4 protein-coding genes are annotated in these 2,888 nt (G+C 60.7%); all 4 read left to right on the forward strand.

The window, feature by feature from the left end; genetic code table 11:
* The coding region (locus LD28_RS0118095; protein WP_033138317.1) for a heavy metal translocating P-type ATPase at positions 1 to 1,488 on the forward strand (1,488 nt) is incomplete at its 5' end.
* A gap of 138 nt (positions 1,489 to 1,626) precedes the next feature.
* Positions 1,627 to 1,815, forward strand: coding sequence for a cbb3-type cytochrome oxidase assembly protein CcoS (gene ccoS, locus LD28_RS0118100; RefSeq protein WP_033138318.1), 189 nt, complete (start codon positions 1,627 to 1,629; stop codon positions 1,813 to 1,815).
* Positions 1,799 to 2,485, forward strand: a complete 687-nt coding sequence (locus LD28_RS0118105) for a sulfite exporter TauE/SafE family protein (RefSeq protein WP_033138319.1) — start codon at positions 1,799 to 1,801, stop codon at positions 2,483 to 2,485. The genes ccoS and LD28_RS0118105 overlap by 17 nt, the downstream gene beginning before the upstream one ends.
* A gap of 68 nt (positions 2,486 to 2,553) precedes the next feature.
* Positions 2,554 to 2,888 (forward strand): cyclic nucleotide-binding domain-containing protein (locus LD28_RS0118110; RefSeq protein WP_033138320.1); only part of this gene is annotated, 335 nt, incomplete at its 3' end.

Genomic DNA, 2,888 nt, shown 5'->3' on the forward strand with positions numbered 1-2,888 from the left:
AGCTCCAACCTGGCTCGACTGGTGCCCATCATGGCGACCCGCATCGATGATGAAGGGGAGCATGAGGTAGCGGCCAAAACTTTGCAGGTCGGCGATCGGGTACGGGTGCTGGCCGGTGCCACCTTGCCAGCGGACGGCATCATTGTCGAAGGGCAAGCCAGCCTCAACGAATCCATGCTGACCGGCGAGCAACTGCCCCTGCTCAAACAGCCCGGTGATCAGGTCTATGCCGGCACCATCAACACGGATGCTCCGCTGCAGATCCGGGTCAGCCACCGCATCGAAGAGTCGCGGATCGCCCAGATCATGCGGCTGCAGGATCACGCCCTCGACGACAAACCGGCCATCGCCCAGATGGCGGATCAGCTGTCGCGCCACTTTATTCTGGTGCTGCTGATCATTGCCGCCGCGGTCTGGACCTTCTGGCACTTCCATCAACCTGATCAGGCGTTCTGGGTAACCCTCGCTGTGCTGGTTGCCACCTGCCCTTGTGCCCTGTCATTGGCGACCCCGACGGCGCTGACCTCGGCCACCGCCAATCTGACCCGCAACGGCATTCTGCTGCGCCGCGGTCATGTGCTGGACGTGCTGACCAAGGCCAACCGCATCGTGATGGACAAGACCGGCACCCTGACCACCGGCGAGATCAGCCTGACCGGCATCACCACCTTGGCAGAGGTTGACGAAGCGCACTGCCTCGCCATCGCCCGGGCCATGGAGGCGCAATCCGAGCACCCCATTGCCCGCGCCTTCCGGCTGCCCGCCGACAGCATCACCGTGCTGCCATCCGCCCGCGAGATCACGCCGGTTATCGGCCACGGCATCACTGCTCTGGTGGATGGCGTACGCTACCGCATCGGCAGTGCTCGCTGGCTTGGGCTGGATCCGGCGCAAGAGCGCGGCCGCAGTCTGGCTATCTATCTGGCCGACGAGCAACAGGTATTGGCTCGCTTCAATCTGGAAGATACCCTGCGCCCCGATGCCAGGGCACTGATCGCGGCATTCAAGGCAGCCGGTCTGCAAACCACCGTGCTCACGGGAGACAGCTCCCTGCAGGCCGATGAGATTGCCCGCGAGCTGGGTGTGGATGAGCTGGTCAAGGGGGTCTCACCCGATGGCAAGCTGGCCTATCTCAAGACCCGTGAAGCCCAAGGGGATATCAGCATCATGGTGGGTGATGGTATCAACGACGCTCCTGTACTGGCCGGGGCACACGCCTCGTTTGCCATGGCCGGTGGCACCGATCTGGCGAAAAACAGCGCCGATGCCATCCTGCTGGCCGATGACCTGAGCCGACTGCTCGGGGCCAGAGTGCTGGCAATGCGTACCCGCAAGATCATCATCGAGAACTTCGCCTGGTCCATTGGTTACAACCTGCTGGTGCTTCCGCTGGCGGCCTGCGGTTGGCTACCCCCCTATCTGGCGGCGGCGGGCATGTCGCTCAGTTCACTCATCGTGGTGACCAACTCCATGCGCCTCAACCGATGAGACCGGTGGCGGAAAATAGCTGAAAATGTGGCCTGCCTCCGATGCAGGCCACATTTCTAACTGATACCGGCTGGCCCCCTGCCCGAACAGGGTTACCATAGGGGACGCTTGCCAAGGATGAATGCCAAGGTACCTCTCATGAATATAATTTTTGTCCTGATCCCCATCGCTATCCTTTTTGTGATCATCGCCGGGGTCGTCTTCTTCTGGGCCATTCGCTCCGAGCAGTTTGAAGATCTCGACCGGCAGGGTTCCAACATCCTGTTTGACGAAGAGCAACCCACCCATAAACCCGCAAAGCCTGCTGACAATGACCCACAACCTTGATCTGGCCGGCGCCCTGCTGGTCGGACTGGCAGGCTCTGCCCACTGTATCGGCATGTGCGGTGGTGTCTCCGCCGCGCTCTCCATGGCGATCCCCGCCAACAAGCAGCACTTCTGGGGACGGCTCGCTTATCTGCTCAACTACAACCTCGGCCGGATCCTGAGCTATGTCATTGCTGGCGCTTTGGTAGGGGGGCTGCTGGCGACCACCAGCGAGCTGGGGGCTGGCAAACACGCCATCGCCGGATTGCGCCTCGTGGCGGCGCTGCTGATGATTGCGCTGGGCCTCTATCTGGCGGGCTGGTGGCAAGGGATCCTGCTGCTGGAGCGGCTCGGAGCCAGGCTGTGGCCCCGAATTAAACCGCTGGCGGGCAAATTTCTCCCTTTCACCTCACCGCTGCAGGCACTGCCCTTTGGCATGGTGTGGGGGTGGCTGCCCTGCGGGCTGGTCTACTCCATGCTGACCTGGAGCGCGGCGGCGGGTTCGGCCAGCGGCGGGGCGCTGATCATGCTCTTTTTTGGCCTCGGCACCCTGCCCACCTTGTTTGCGTTGGGGGGACTCGCCGATCGCCTGAGATACTGGCTAACCCTGCGCAGTTTGCGCCTTGGCGGTGCCCTGCTGCTCATTTTGTTCGGGGTGCATACCCTGTGGATTGGCATTGCTTCCTTTTGAAACCCTATCCAAAACGGATGAGTTGATGGTAAACTTGTTTGATATAAATCAATTATTCGTATGAGCCTATGATCCCGGAAAAGAAACCTGGCAGACGTATCCAGAGCGGTGGCTGTGCAATTCATTGCCAGGATTGCAGCATCAGTCAGCTCTGTATCCCCTTCACTCTGAACGACAACGAGCTTGATCAGCTGGACAGCATCATCGAGCGCAAAAAGCCGATCCAGAAGGGTGAAGAGCTGTTCAAGGCCGGCGACGAGTTCAAATCGCTCTATGCCATCCGTTCCGGGACCATCAAGTCTTACACCATCACCGAGCAAGGGGATGAGCAGATCACCGCGTTCCACCTCGCGGGCGATCTGGTTGGTTTCGATGCCATCCACAAACAGGCACACCCCTCCTT

Origin of the sequence: Aeromonas finlandensis (assembly GCF_000764645.1) — a bacterium.
GTDB lineage: Bacteria > Pseudomonadota > Gammaproteobacteria > Enterobacterales > Aeromonadaceae > Aeromonas > Aeromonas finlandensis.

Bases quoted from the DNA above. Each gene is read 5' to 3' on its own strand.
- ccoS (WP_033138318.1), top strand. From the start codon at position 1,627: ATGAATATAATTTTTGTCCTGATCCCCATCGCTATCCTTTTTGTGATC.
- LD28_RS0118105 (WP_033138319.1), top strand. From the start codon at position 1,799: ATGACCCACAACCTTGATCTGGCCGGCGCCCTGCTGGTCGGACTGGCA.